This is a genomic window from Microbacterium sp. P2_F9 (genome assembly GCF_056403635.1).
Genome location: NZ_JBFUFC010000014.1, coordinates 1 through 13,270 on the forward strand (window position 1 = coordinate 1; position 13,270 = coordinate 13,270).

A 13,270-nucleotide genomic window follows, 5' to 3' on the forward strand; every position below is an offset into this window, starting at 1 on the left:
GTGGTGCACGGCTCGGCGCCGTTCGCTGCGGCCGGCACATCGTCGGGGAACTCGATGAACGCAGGGGCGGGCTCGGAGCCCAGTGGCGTCCGGGCGGGCTCGTCGGCGCTCGCGAACGACGTGACGATGGCCGTGCCGACGGTGCCGATCGCGGCGACCAGGATCACGATGCTCGCGCCGCTCACCCAGATCACGAAGCGTCGCTGCTTCGCCTGACGCAGGCGTCGGCGCTCTTCGATCGCGGACGGCTGCGGTTCGGTGATGCCGCGCTGCGGGCCGCTCATCGGCGTCGACCGATCAGGGCGGAGCGCTCGGCCGCGTGAAGCGGAACGGCGCGAATGTCGAGGGCGAGCTCAGGCATGTCAATAGTCCTCAGGGCGGGGGGCAACCTGAAGCGGGTCGGGTGGGCCCGCAAGCATACACGGGCTCGGGCGCCCGTCCGCCCCCAGACTAGACCGCGATCCTGAGTGCGCGCCAAGGGGGTTTTCGGTCAGGTGGCGGTGTTGAGCATCCCGATGATGACGGCCGTCCACCATGCCGCCTGCGACACGAGGGCGCTCCACACGCACCACAGCTGCACCCGCCGGGGGATGCGCCGGAACGGGATCGCACCGGGCAGGCGCGCGAGATCGGCCGTGAGCCGTGTCATCGCCACCCCGTTCATCGCCACCACGAGCACCGCGGTCATCTTCACCGCGGTGAGCGGCACGGCGAGGTCCGGTTCGAGGAACGCGCCGCTGAAGAACAGGCCGAGGATGCCGAACCAGGCCAGCGCCGAGACCGACTGCTCGGTGTGCCGCAGGTCGGCGAGCGTGCGGCGCCCGATCATCCAGAGCAGCCCGTTGAACTCGAGGAACACGGCGGCGCCGAGGCCCACGATGATCGACGCGAGGTGCACGAAGAGCATCGAGAAGTGTAGCCAATCCGCGGGGACCACGGCCGCGCCCACCCAGAGCGACAGGGAGAGCGACAGCATGACTCCCCAGTACGCCAGGGCGCGCCGGTGCCGGGCCTCCCGGCGGCGCTCGGTCAGGGGCATCGACACAGGGCGGACTCGGGCCTTTCACTCGCAGCGGCCGCGATCGGCCCTCGTGCGAGGGTAGTCGAATTCGATCCGGGCCCGATCCGGCTAGACGATGCGGGTGTGCTTCGGCAGCTTCACGAACAGCAGCAGGACGAGACCGACGACCAGCACGATCGTGATGCCGATGATGCCCCAGTAGGTGGCGCCGAACCACAGGATGAACAGCGACCACAGCAGCGGCGAGAGGAAGCTCATCACGCGGCCGGTCGTCGCGTAGAGCCCGAAGATCTCTCCCTGCATGCCCAGGGGAGTCACCCGGGCCAGCAGCGACCGGCTCGACGCCTGAGCGGGCCCGACAGCCGCGGAGAGGATGATTCCGCCGATCCAGAAGATCGTCTTGCCCTGCTCGCGGAAGAAGAAGACGAAGAGGCAGCTCACGATCAGGATCGTCAGCGCGGTCACGATCACCGCGCGGGCGCCGAACCGGTCGTCCAACCGCCCCGCGACGATCGTGGACACGCCCGCGACCAGGTTGAGGGCGATGCCGAAGATGATCACCTCGGTGGGGCTGAACCCGAACGCGACAGCGGCGAGCACGCCGCCGAACGCGAAGACGCCGGCGAGCCCGTCGCGGTACACGGCGCTCGCGATCAGGAACCAGAAGGTCGGACGGTGGTTGCGGAACAGCGCCGCGATGTCGCGGACGAGCCTGCCGTAGCTGGCGAAGAAGCCGACCTTCGCGCGGTCCGTGCGGGCCGGCGCCTCGGGGACGTTCAGCACGAACGGGATCGCGAACACGACGGTCCACACCGCGCATCCCACGGCGATCAGGCGGTAGGCGAGCCCGTCGGACACATCGAGTCCGAACCAATCGAACTGGTTGAGCACGACGACCAGCACGAGCGCGAGGATGCCGCCGATGTAGCCGAGTCCCCAGCCGAGGCCGCTGACCCGGCCGACCGTGCGGGGAGTCGACACCTCCACGAGCATCGCGTTGTAGTTCACGCCGGCGATCTCGCTCGTCACCGCGCCGAGCGCCATGGCCACCGCGCCGAACCAGAAGAACATCGGATCGGAGGAGACGAAGAACAGCGAGAACTGGATGAGCGCCAGCACCGCGGTCGCCCCGACGACCCAGCGCTTCTTGTTGCCCGCGACATCGGCGCGCTGCCCGAGCACCGGTGCCAGCACCAGGATGAGGATGCCCGCGAGGAACGTCGCCCAGCCGTACCACTCCGACAGATCCGCCAGGCCGCCGCAGTACGCCGTTGCGGCATCGGCGCCGCCGGAGCAGACCAGCGAGTCGTCGGCGTTCTGCGCCGCGACATCCGCCGGCAGGAAGTTCGCCGACACGAGATAGAGCGGCACGAACACGAAGGTGAGCAGCACCGAGTTGAACGGCTGCGTCGCCCAGTCCCACATCGCCCACGACACGACCTGCTTGCGCGGGATGACGCGGTCGGGGTCGGGATCGGGGTTCACCGCCATCGCGGCGGTGGACAGATTGGGGGATGCCACGCGCGGGGCGGCGGGGTCGGGCTCGCTCATGTCGGTCACGCTAGGGCCCTTCCGTGAACGGCGAGTGGCGCCGCGCCCGTGCCGCGACTCAGCGGCGCGCTCAGGCTATGCGAGCCGGCCCGCTCCACGCCACAACGGCTCGGATGACCCGCGCCGCTCGAGGTGCATGATGGTCGCATGCCAGTCCACGTCGAACGTGTCGTGCTTCCGGGAATCGGCGTTCGCCACGACATCCTCACCGTCGACGGCCGCCGCCTCTCGGTCGTCAGCTTCCGCGATGGGGGGCGCGAACTCGCCCTGAGCGACGAAGACGACCCGGATCGCGCGGACGAGACCATCACGCTGACGGATGACGAGGCCACGGCGCTCTCCGAAGTGCTGGGCGGCACTCTCCTGCTGACTCAGCTCGCCGGGCTGCGCGGTCAGATCGCGGGGCTGCATATGGAGCAGATTCCGGTGCGGGCGGACTCGCCGTATGTGGGTCGCACCCTCGGGGACACCAAGGCGCGCACCCTCACCCGCTGCTCCGTCGTCGCGATCATCCGGGATACCGGTGTGCTGCCTGCGCCGGTGCCGTCCGACCGGCTCGCCAGCGGCGACAGTCTCGTCGCCCTGGGCACCCGCGAAGGGCTCGACAAGCTCGTCCGCATCATCGCGGGCGGCTGAGCAGCCCGATGACCCACGACGCGCTCGTCCTCATCGAGATCGGCGCGCTCCTGTTGGGCATCGGCCTTCTTGGGCGACTCGCCGCGCGCATCGGCATCTCTCCCATCCCGCTCATCCTGCTCGGCGGCCTCGCCTTCGGTGAGGGCGGGTTCTTCCCGATCGCCGCGAGCGACGAGTTCATCGAGATCGGCGCTGAGATCGGCGTCATCCTGCTGATGGTGATGCTGGGCCTCGAGTACAGCGCCGTGGAGCTCGTGGGCACGCTCAAGACCTCGCGATTCGCGGGCGCCGTCGACATGGTGCTCAACGCGGCGCCGGGAGCGATCGTCGGCTTCCTGCTCGGCTGGGGTCCCATCGGAGCAGTCGCGCTCGCGGGTGTCACCTGGGTCTCCTCCTCCGGTGTGATCGCGAAAGTGCTGCAGGAGCTCGGCCGCCTGACCAACCGCGAGACTCCCGTCGTGCTCTCCGTGCTCGTCATCGAAGACCTCGCCATGGCGTTCTACCTGCCGGTCCTCACCGCCCTGCTGATCGGCGCCGATCTGGGTGCCGGCATCGTCAGCGTGGCGCTCGCGCTCGCGTCGGTCCTCGTCATCCTCTACATCGCGCTGCGCCACGGCGCGATCGTCTCGAAGCTCGTGTGGTCCCGGAATGCCGAGGTGCTCCTCCTGTCGGTGCTCGGGCTGACGCTCCTCGTCGCCGGCCTCGCGGCGCAGGTGCAGGTTTCGGCCGCCGTCGGCGCGTTCCTCGTCGGCATCGCGATCTCGGGGCCGGCCGCCGAGCACTCGACGCGGGTGCTGACTCCGCTGCGCGACCTGTTCGCGTCAGTGTTCTTCCTGTTCTTCGGCCTCTCCACCGATCCGAGCGATCTCGTCCCGATGCTCGTCCCGGCGATCGTCCTCGCCGTCGTCACGATGGCGACGAAGGTGCTGACGGGCTACGTCGCGGCACGACGTGCCGGCATCGGCGAAGCCGGCCGATGGCGCGCCGGCTTCGTGCTGACGCCGCGCGGCGAGTTCTCGATCGTGATCGCCGGCCTCGCCGTCGGGTCGGGGGTCGACCGCTCGCTCGCGGCGCTCGCTACGGCATACGTCCTGATCACGATCGTGGTCGGTCCGATCCTCGCCCGCGTCCCCGAGACGCGCAGGTTCACGCGCTGGACCAAGCGCCGCCAGGCCGACCGCCGCGCCCGCCAGGCTGCCGCGAGCGGTCAGGTCTGACGGCAGGGCGACGGCTCAGGCGAGCAGGTCGGACTGCCGCCACTCGCGCTCGAGGATCGCGTAGACGCCGGTGTCGCTCCACTCGCCCTTGAGCCACATGTGCTCGAGGTGGCGGGCCTCGTAACGCATGCCCAGCCGCGTGCAGACGGCGACGGATGCCGCGTTCCGCGGGTCGAGCTCGGCGAAGACGCGATGCAGCCCGAGTTCGTCGAAGGCGAGGTCGAGCAGCAGCTCCGCGCTCTCCCGCGCGTAGCCCCTGCCCTGGAAGCGCGGTGCGACCAGCCACCCGATCTCTGCGGTGCGATCGTCGACCGAGGTGATGTTGAGGTACATCGTCCCGATCAGCGAGCCGGAGCCGTCGCGGGTGYGGATCGCCGGCTGGATGTAGTCGTCGACGTTCTCCAAGCGCGTCTTCGGCGCGTCACGGGCGAGCACCTCGGCGACCTTCTCGGCGCTGCGCGGCTCGTAGAGCAGGTAGCGGCACACCTCGGGGTCGGACTGGATCTCGTAGAGCGCGTCGAAGTCGTCGTCGCGCAGCAGGTCGAGGCGGACGTGGGATCCGTCGAGGGGGTGGAACTCCCAGGGGAGCGGCATGCCTCCATCATCCCGCGTCCGCGAGAGGATCGCTCGGCGAAAATCACTGCGGTCGCGCGGGTGCGCCGTCGGGAACCCGGCCGAGGGCTTCACGCGAGGGCCGGGTCGCCTCCTCGAGCAGTTCGAGGATGTGCCGGTACTCGCTGCCGGTCGCTCGGGTCATACCGAGCTCGCACGTGCGGTTGCACGACGCATGCGCATCGGCGCCGAGCGCCCGCACCTCCGCGGCCTCCGCCGCCGTAGCCGACGCGGTGAGTTCGGGGTGCAGCATCCCGCGGTCGCCAGCGAAGCCGCAGCATCCCCACGCGTCCGGCACCGATACCGTGCCCGCGACGGCGTCCGCGACGGTCTGCAGTGCGGGGCCCAGTCCCATCTGAGTCGAGGAGCAGGTGGGGTGCAGCACGAGCGAGCCGACCAGCGGCTCGATCGGGCCCAGCGCCGGCAGCACCTCGCGGGCGACGAAGGCGACGGCATCCTCCGTCCGCCATTCCAGTCCGCTGTCCTCGAAGATGTGCGCGAAGCCCTCGGTGCAGCTCGCTGCGTCACTGACGATCGGCAACGCTCCGTCGCGCGACGCCTCGCGCACGGCCTTGACGACCCGCGCGGCCATCACGTCCCGGCCTCCCGTGAATCCCTTCGACGTCCAAGGCGTGCTGCAGCACATCGCCTCGATGCCCTCGGGCACGATGACGCGCACCCCGGCGCGCTCGAGGAGCCGGGTGAAAGCCTCGGTCGCGCCGACGCCGTCGCCTGCGGCGCCGAACATGCTGTTGACGCACGCCGGCAGGTAGACCGCGACGGGGTCGGCGGCGCCCGCGCCGAGACTTCCCGTTCGAGACCTGCGCGCCGCGCCCCCGCCCGGGAGATCGGCGGAGTAGTCGGGCACCGTGTCGTCGCCGAGCACCGCGCGTCCGACGGTCGTGGCGGCCTTCACGAGGCCGACGGGCACGCGGTCGGCGGTTGAGAGGGCGACCGACCCGGCGCGCGTGACCGGGCCCCACGCCTTCGCCGCAGCCTTCCACGCGGTCGCGAGCACCGGGTTCGCGTCCTCGCGGCGCAGGCGTTTGACGAGCTGTCCCGTGTTGATGAGCACCGGGCAGGCCGTCACGCACATGCCGTCGACCGCGCACGTGTCGACGCCGGAGTAGTCGTAGTCGCTCTCGAGCTCCTTCGCGAGTGCGTGATCGCCGGATGCCTCGGCCCGCGCCATCGCGCGGCGCACGACGATGCGCTGCCGGGGCGTCAGGGTGAGGTCCTTCGAGGGACACACCGGCTCGCAGTAGCCGCATTCGACGCAGCGATCGGCCTCGATCTCGATGGGCTCGGCGTGCTTGAAGTCGCGCAGGTAAGCGGTGGGGTCGTCCTCGATGATGACCCCGGGGTTGAGGATGCCGGCCGGATCGCACAGCCGCTTGAGCTCGCGCATCACTTCATACAGCTCATCGCCGTATTGGCGCCGCACGAACGGCGCCATGACGCGACCCGTCCCGTGCTCCGCCTTGAGGTTGCCGCCCGCCGCCAGCACGAGGTCGACCAGCTGCTCGGTGAAGCCGGTGAACCGGCCCATCGACGCTTCGCCCTCGAAGCGGTCGGTGAGCATGAAGTGGATGTTGCCGTCCTTGGCATGGCCGAAGATCACGCTGTCGCGGTACGCGTACCGCTCGAAGAGCCCCTGCAGCGACTCACATGTCGGCGCGAGGGCGGGCAGCGGCACGACGATGTCCTCGAGCAGGGCGGTCGTGCCGGAGGGCCTGGCGCCCGCGACCGAGGTGTACAGACCCTTGCGCAGCTTCCACGCGAGCGCGCGCTCCTTCGCGTCGGTCGACAGGGCGGCGGGGCTCCGCAGCGGCAGCCCCGCGAGCGTCCGGGCGCCGCGGGCGGCCAGGTCGGCCAGCTCCTCGGGGCCGGCGGCCTGGTATTCGATCAGCAGGGCCGCTTCGCTCGTGACGTCGAAGCCGAGGATCTGCGGCGGGGCGTCGGCGAACGACTGGCCGACGCGCAGGCTGGTCGCGTCCATGAGCTCGAGGGTCGCAGCGCCGGTCGACACCAGCTCGGGCAGGGCGCGGGTTGCGGCGTCGAGCGTCGGGAACACGGCGAGCGCGGTGGTGACCTCGCGCATGATCGGCACCGTGCGGTAGGTCGCCTCGGCGACGAAGGCGAGCGTGCCCTCGCTGCCGATGATGAGGTGCACGAGCAGCTGCACGGGCGACTCGAAATCGAGGAACGCGTTGACGCCGTAGCCCATCGTGTTCTTCATTGCGAACTGCCGCTCGATGATCGCGACCGAGTCAGGGTTCTCTCGGACGCGCCGCGCGAGGCGCAGGAGTCCGTCGAACAGCTCAGGCTCGCGCTCTTTGAGGCGGGCGTCGGCGGTGGGATCGGCGCTGTCGACGATGGTTCCCGACGGCAGAACGAACACCATCGATTCGAGCGTGCGGTAGGTGTTCTCGATGATGCCGCACGCCATGCCGCTCGAGTTGTTCGCCACGACGCCGCCGATCGTGCAGGCCGCCTCGCTCGCAGGATCGGGGCCGAGACGGAAGCCGTGCCGCAGCAGGCGCAGATTGACCTGCCGCACCGTCGCCCCTGGCTGCACCCGCACGCGAGCGCCGCCGTCGAGCACCTCGATGCGCCGGAACGCCTGACGGGTGTCGACGAGGAGGTCGTCTCCCGACGACTGGCCGGACAGGCTCGTGCCGCCCGAGCGGAACGTGACGCGCGACCCGCTCGCCGAGGCGGCGCCCAGGATGGCGGCGACCTCCGCGGCGCTCTCGGCGACGATGACGGCGTTCGGCGTGCGCAGAAAGTGCGACGCGTCGCTCGCGTAGGCCACCCGATCGATCGCGCGCGTCTTGATCCGGGATGCCTCGGCCACCGCCGCGGCCACCGCGGCGGGCACGTGCCCTGGCCCGATCGTGCCGTCGTGCGAGTGCTCGCCCATGGTCGTGCCCGCTTTCGCGTTCACGGGGCGACCGGGACCATCCACCCGAGCACCGGCGTCGACTGCAGGTAGATGAGGCCGGTGAAGACGACGAGCAGTCCGAGGCTCCACCAGATGAGCTTGCGGAACAGGTCGCCCTCCTTGCCGGCCGAGAGGGATGCCGCTGCTGCCGCCACAGCGAGGTTCTGCGGTGACAGCATCTTGCCGAGCACGCCCGCCGAGGAGTTTGCCGCCGCGGCGAGGATCGGGCTGATGCCCACCTGCTCGGCGGTCGTCGCCTGCAGCAGGCCGAACAGTGCGTTCGACGAGGTGTCGGAGCCCGTGATCGCGACTCCGAGCCAGCCGATCGCCGGCGAGAGGATGATGAAGAATGCGCCGGTGGCGGCGAGCGCCGCGCCGAGGCTCTGGGTCTGCCCGGACAGGTTCATGACGTAGGCGAGCGCGAGGACACCGGTGACCGTGACGATCGTGAACCGCAGCTGGTGGAGTGTGGCCCCGTACGCGGCGAGAGCGCGGCGGAACCCGACGCGGTAGGCGATCGCGACGATGATCCCGGAGATGAGCAGCAGCGTGCCTCCGGTGCCGAGCAGGTTGAGCTTGTACTCGGTGCCGACCGGGTTGCCCGCGGCATCCGTGATCGACAGCTCCGGCCACGGGAAGTGGATCGTCGTCGTCTCGGCGATCCACTGCTTGACGACGGGAATCTGCGAGATCGAGAAGACGATGATGATGACGACGTACGGCATCACGGCGTTCCACGTGAGCCGCGCCTTCGTGTACAGCAGCTGGTCGATCTTGACGGCCTCGGCGACCTGGACGAGTGTCGTCGGCGATCCCGCGCCCGTCGGGGCGCTCGAGGCGTGCGGCTCACCCTCATCCACACGGTCGAATGCGACAGTGTGAACGGGCTTCCAAACACGGAGCATGAGCAGCACCGCGATGACCGTGACGACCGAGGCGACGACATCCGTGATCTCCACGGCGATGAAGTTCGACGTGACGAACTGCGCGATCGCGAACGAGAGCCCTGCGACGACCGCGACGGGCCAGGTCTGACGGATGCCGCGCCGCCCGTCGACGATGAACACGAGGATGAGCGGCACGAACGCCGCGAGGAACGGCGTCTGGCGTCCGGCCATCTGGGAGAGCAGGTGGATGTCGATGCCCGTGACGCCGGAGAGGGCGATGATGGGCGCCGCCATCGCGCCGAACGCGACGGGGGCTGTGTTGGCCAGCAGCGAGACGACAGCGGCCTTGACCGGCTTCATGCCGGCGGCGATGAGCATCGCGATCGAGATCGCGACGGGAGCCCCGAAGCCGGCGAGCGACTCGAGAAGTGCGCCGAAGCAGAATGCGATGAGGATCGCGAGGATCCGCTGGTCGTCGCTGATCGCGCGGATCCGCTCGCCGAGCACCTCGAACCATCCGGTGATGACCGTGAGCCGGTAGACCCACAGCGCGTTCACGAGGATCCACAGGATCGGGATGATGCCGTATAGCGCGCCCTCGAGCGCCGCACTCGTGGTCTGCAGGGGAGGCATCTGCCACACGGCGATCGCGAGCAGGATCGACAGCGCGAGCCCGACCAGCGAAGCCTTCCACGCCTTGACGCGGAAAACCCCCAGGAGGATGAACAGCGTCACGAGGGGTATCACCGCTACCAGCGCGGACAGGAACAGTGACCCGAACACCGGGTCGAGGATCTGCTGGAACATGGACTCTCCTTCGAGTCGTACCTGTTATGGGCGTCGTTGTCGCATGAGTGGTACCTGGCATCTACATTGTTAGACAAGTAGACATGTATGTCAAGTGCTCGCGGCAGACAGGCGCAGTAGGATCGGGGGCGATCACAGGAGGACCCCATGCCCAAGGTCGCCGCCGTCTCGATCATCGACGCCGTCAGCGAGGACCTTCGCCGCCGCGTGCTCTCCGGCGAGCTCGAGCCCGAGACTCCGCTGGCCGAGGTCGAGGTGGCCGACTCGTACCAGGTGGCTCGGCCGACCGCGAAGGCCGCCATCGAGAACCTCGTGCGCGAGCGGCTCCTCGAGCGCAGCGCGCACAAGACGGCGCGGGTCGTGCGCCTGACTCCCGAGGATGCGCGGGACATCTATCGCACCCGGGCGATCATCGAATCGGAGGTCCTTCGCCGCCTCGCCGCCGATCGCCGGGTGCCGGATGCCGCCCGCGTCGCGAACGCCGAGATCGCCGCGCTCGCCGATGCATCGCCGCGGGGGATCGTCGAGCCCGACATGCGCTTCCACCGGAGCCTGGTGGATGCCCTCGCCAGCGTCCGGACGAGCATGGTGTACGACTCGCTCGCTTCGGAAGTCGTCTTCTGCATGTCTCAGGTGCAGGGGGCCTCGCTGCTGCCGACGAACACCATCGTGGCCGAGCATGAACGCCTGCTCGAGCTCATCGCACAGGGTGAGGGCGATGCCGCCGCTGCCCTCCTCGCCGTGCATCTCGGTCGTGCGCGGGAGCGCCTCGTCGAGCGCCTCGGCGGGCGGCCCGGCCCCGAGGCCTCCGCCCCGATCGAACTCTGAAGCGACCGCGGCACCGCGCGGTCGCCCCGTGTCGACRGTGCTTTCGCCATCGACCTGACAGTGCGCCGTGAAGTTGAGTCGTCTCGGCTCAAGGTATTTGACGGCGCGCAGACCCCTCGCTAAGGTTGAGTCATCGCGGCTCAACCCGCCCTACATACTCATCGGAACCCCCGGGTCGAGGCATCCGCCCCTTCCCGTACTAAGGAGAGAACACATGGCCCGTGCTGTTGGAATCGACCTCGGTACGACGAACTCCGTCGTCAGCGTCCTCGAGGGCGGCGAGCCCAAGGTGATCGCGAACGCCGAAGGCTTCCGCACCACCCCCTCTGTCGTCGCGTTCACGAAGGATGGCGAGGTGCTCGTCGGCGAGACCGCGAAGCGCCAGGCCGTCACGAACGTCGACCGCACCGTCGCGAGCGTCAAGCGCCACATGGGCACCACGTGGTCCTTCGACGTCGACGGCAAGAAGTACACCCCGCAGGAGATCTCCGCCCGCATCCTCGGCAAGCTCAAGAACGACGCCGAGCAGTACCTGGGCGACACGGTGACGGATGCCGTCATCACGGTCCCCGCGTACTTCAACGACGCCGAGCGTCAGGCCACGAAGGAGGCCGGCGAGGTCGCTGGCCTGAACGTCCTGCGCATCATCAACGAGCCGACCGCCGCCGCCCTCGCGTACGGCCTCGACCGTGGCAAGGAGGACGAGCTCATCCTCGTCTTCGACCTCGGTGGCGGCACGTTCGACGTGTCCCTGCTCGAGGTGGGCAAGGACGACGACTTCTCGACCATCCAGGTGCGCTCGACCGCGGGCGACAACCGCCTCGGCGGCGACGACTGGGACCAGCGGGTCGTGGAGTACCTGATCAAGCAGTTCAAGGACACCACCGGCGTCGACGTCTCCAAGGACAAGATCGCGCTGCAGCGCCTCAAGGAGGCGTCCGAGCAGGCGAAGAAGGAGCTCTCCAGCTCCATGTCGGCGAGCATCAACCTGCCGTACCTCTCGCTCACCGAGAGCGGCCCCGTTTCGCTGTCTGAGACGCTGACGCGCGCGAAGTTCGAGGACCTCACCAAGGACCTCCTCGACCGCACCAAGAAGCCGTTCGAGGATGTCATCCGCGAGGCCGGCATCAAGGTCGCCGACATCGACCACGTCGTGCTGGTCGGCGGCTCGACCCGCATGCCCGCCGTGAGCGAGCTCGTCAAGAAGGAGACCGGCAAGGAGCCCAACAAGGGCGTCAACCCGGATGAGGTCGTCGCCGTCGGCGCCGCGCTCCAGGCGGGCGTCCTCAAGGGCGAGCGCAAGGACGTGCTGCTGATCGACGTCACCCCCCTGAGCCTCGGCATCGAGACCAAGGGCGGCATCATGACGAAGCTCATCGAGCGCAACACCGCGATCCCCACCAAGCGCAGCGAGACCTTCACGACCGCCGACGACAACCAGCCGTCGGTCGCGATCCAGGTCTTCCAGGGCGAGCGCGAGTTCACGCGTGACAACAAGCCCCTCGGCACGTTCGAGCTGACCGGCATCGCGCCGGCTCCTCGGGGCATCCCGCAGGTCGAGGTCACCTTCGACATCGACGCGAACGGCATCGTGCACGTGTCCGCCAAGGACAAGGGCACCGGCAAGGAGCAGTCGATGACGATCACCGGCGGCTCGTCGCTGCCGAAGGACGACATCGAGCGCATGGTGCGCGAGGCCGAGGAGCACGCCGCCGAAGACAAGAAGCGCCGTGAGTCCGCCGAGACCCGCAACCAGGCCGAGACGCTCTCGTACTCGATCGACAAGCTCCTCAAGGAGAACGACGACAAGCTGCCCGCCGAGGTCAAGACCGAGGTGCAGGGCGATGTCGACGCGCTCAAGTCGGCGCTCGCCGGCGAGGACGACGACGCGGTGAAGGCCGCCTTCGAGAAGCTCAACGCGAGCCAGGGCAAGATCGGCGAGGCCATCTACGCGTCCGCGCAGGCTTCGCAGGCTCAGCAGGAGCAGTCGGATGCCTCGGCTGAGGCGCCCGAGGGCGACGCCGGTGCGGCCTCCTCTGACGAGGACGTCGTCGACGCCGAGGTCGTGGACGACGAAGACGAGAAGAAGTAGGCGATGAGCAAGAAGGACTTCGAAGGGCCCGAGGAGCCGCCCGTCGGCGACGAGAGTCCCGCGGACGAGTCCGCCGAGCAGGGCGAGGAGGTGCCGGCGTCCGCCGGTGCCTCCGGCCCCGCYGCCGGGGATGACGCCGCCGCCGAGGACGAACTGACGATCGAGGACATCCTCGGCGCCGCGCAGTCGCCCGACGCTGCGGCTGCCGCCGCGGCGGAGGCCGCGGAGGCGGTAGCCTCCCCGCACGAGCTCTCCCTGGTGCACGATCTCAAGCGACTGCAGGCGGAGTATGCCAACTACCGCCGGCGCACCGAGGAGCAGCGGGAGATCGAGATCGAACGCGCCCAGGGTGCGGCCGCCAAGGGGCTCCTGCCCGTGCTCGATGACCTCGACCGCGCCGAGAAGCATGGCGACCTCGAAGAGGGCACTCCGTTCACCGCCATCGCCGAGAAAGTGCGCGGCCTGGCCGAGAAGATGGGCCTGTCGACCCATGGCGTGGCCGGCGAGGCCTTCGACCCGCAGCAGCACGAGGCGATCTACCAGGCTCCGACCCCCGGCGTGACCGTGCCCACGGTGCTCGAGGTCGTCGAGGTCGGCTACCGTCTCGGTTCGGTCGAACTGCGTCCGGCGAAGGTCGTCGTCGCGGTGCCCGCCGAGTGACGCTCGGGAGGAGCA

The 13,270-nt window shown here is 69.4% G+C and carries 10 protein-coding genes and 1 pseudogene; 5 read left to right on the forward strand and 6 right to left on the reverse strand.

The window, feature by feature from the left end; translation table 11 throughout:
- The 3 genes and pseudogenes from AC1DVT_RS02740 to AC1DVT_RS02750 form a co-directional block, all read right to left on the reverse strand.
- Positions 1 to 284, reverse strand: a pseudogene (locus AC1DVT_RS02740) (hypothetical protein); the annotation flags it as partial.
- 206 nt (positions 285 to 490) lie between these two features.
- Positions 491 to 1,039, reverse strand: a complete 549-nt coding sequence (locus tag AC1DVT_RS02745) for a hypothetical protein (protein ID WP_477386321.1) — start codon at positions 1,037 to 1,039, stop codon at positions 491 to 493.
- Positions 1,040 to 1,129: 90 nt separating this feature from the next.
- Positions 1,130 to 2,572: an MFS transporter gene (locus AC1DVT_RS02750; RefSeq protein ID WP_477386323.1), complete on the reverse strand. Its 1,443-nt coding sequence runs from the start codon at positions 2,570 to 2,572 to the stop codon at positions 1,130 to 1,132.
- 147 nt (positions 2,573 to 2,719) lie between these two features.
- On the opposite strand from AC1DVT_RS02750, the gene AC1DVT_RS02755 reads away from it, so the two are divergent.
- Positions 2,720 to 3,208 (forward strand): cation:proton antiporter regulatory subunit, encoded by a 489-nt coding sequence (locus AC1DVT_RS02755; RefSeq protein WP_457099607.1) that lies wholly within the window; start codon positions 2,720 to 2,722, stop codon positions 3,206 to 3,208.
- Between the two features lie 8 nt (positions 3,209 to 3,216).
- On the forward strand, positions 3,217 to 4,425 hold the full coding sequence (locus AC1DVT_RS02760; RefSeq protein ID WP_477386325.1) for a cation:proton antiporter: 1,209 nt from the start codon (positions 3,217 to 3,219) through the stop codon (positions 4,423 to 4,425).
- Positions 4,426 to 4,440: 15 nt separating this feature from the next.
- Here AC1DVT_RS02760 and AC1DVT_RS02765 read toward each other — a convergent pair whose 3' ends face one another.
- Genes AC1DVT_RS02765 through AC1DVT_RS02775 form a run of 3 tightly spaced genes read right to left on the reverse strand, consistent with a single transcriptional unit; the run spans position 4,441 to position 9,675 of the window.
- A complete protein-coding gene (locus AC1DVT_RS02765; protein ID WP_477386327.1) occupies positions 4,441 to 5,019 on the reverse strand; it encodes a GNAT family N-acetyltransferase in 579 nt (192 codons plus the stop codon).
- A gap of 43 nt (positions 5,020 to 5,062) precedes the next feature.
- Positions 5,063 to 7,960, reverse strand: a complete 2,898-nt coding sequence (locus AC1DVT_RS02770) for an FAD-binding and (Fe-S)-binding domain-containing protein (RefSeq protein ID WP_477386367.1) — start codon at positions 7,958 to 7,960, stop codon at positions 5,063 to 5,065.
- Positions 7,961 to 7,980: 20 nt separating this feature from the next.
- Entirely contained in the window at positions 7,981 to 9,675 is a 1,695-nt protein-coding gene (locus tag AC1DVT_RS02775) for an L-lactate permease (RefSeq protein ID WP_477386329.1), read from the reverse strand.
- Positions 9,676 to 9,822: 147 nt separating this feature from the next.
- Here AC1DVT_RS02775 and AC1DVT_RS02780 point away from each other — a divergent pair, with 147 nt between their 5' ends.
- The 3 genes from AC1DVT_RS02780 (at position 9,823) to AC1DVT_RS02790 (ending at position 13,255) form a co-directional block, all read left to right on the forward strand.
- Positions 9,823 to 10,503 (forward strand): GntR family transcriptional regulator, encoded by a 681-nt coding sequence (locus AC1DVT_RS02780; RefSeq protein ID WP_477386331.1) that lies wholly within the window; start codon positions 9,823 to 9,825, stop codon positions 10,501 to 10,503.
- A gap of 214 nt (positions 10,504 to 10,717) precedes the next feature.
- A complete protein-coding gene (gene dnaK / locus AC1DVT_RS02785; protein WP_457099602.1) occupies positions 10,718 to 12,595 on the forward strand; it encodes a molecular chaperone DnaK in 1,878 nt (625 codons plus the stop codon).
- A gap of 3 nt (positions 12,596 to 12,598) precedes the next feature.
- Positions 12,599 to 13,255, forward strand: a complete 657-nt coding sequence (locus tag AC1DVT_RS02790; protein ID WP_477386333.1) for a nucleotide exchange factor GrpE — start codon at positions 12,599 to 12,601, stop codon at positions 13,253 to 13,255.
- Positions 13,256 to 13,270 lie beyond the last annotated feature (15 nt).